This is a genomic window from Vibrio sp. 10N.222.55.C6, from assembly GCF_041473395.1.
Taxonomy (GTDB): Bacteria; Pseudomonadota; Gammaproteobacteria; order Enterobacterales; family Vibrionaceae; genus Vibrio; species Vibrio crassostreae_C.
Genome location: NZ_JBFRSD010000169.1, coordinates 1 through 275, shown reverse-complemented (window position 1 = coordinate 275; position 275 = coordinate 1). Strand labels below are relative to the sequence as shown.

Annotated in this window: 1 protein-coding gene; it reads right to left on the bottom strand. The window is 43.6% G+C overall.

Annotated features, from left to right (window positions below; all coding sequences use genetic code 11):
* Window positions 1-275 (bottom strand): prepilin-type N-terminal cleavage/methylation domain-containing protein (locus AB4486_RS23085; RefSeq protein WP_372118838.1); only part of this gene is annotated, 275 nt, incomplete at both ends.

Here is a 275-nt window from a genome sequence, read left to right as displayed (position 1 = left end):
ATTCGAAAGATTTAAGTTACACGCGGCCACAGAGCCTAAACAATCACTATTAATAGCAAGGCGAAAACTGTCATTAGCCGCTGAAACGTTCGATTGCATTCGATTGACTTGGATTTGGCGAATTACGGAAATGGTTTGCTCTTGCGCAGTAAAAGTAGAAAAGCTAGATGTACCGACGAAGCGACTTGCGGCAAAGGTGGAAACAATACCGAGGATAATGATAACGATGATCAGCTCTACCAGAGTAAAGCCTTTGGATGTGGGGCTGTTATCCA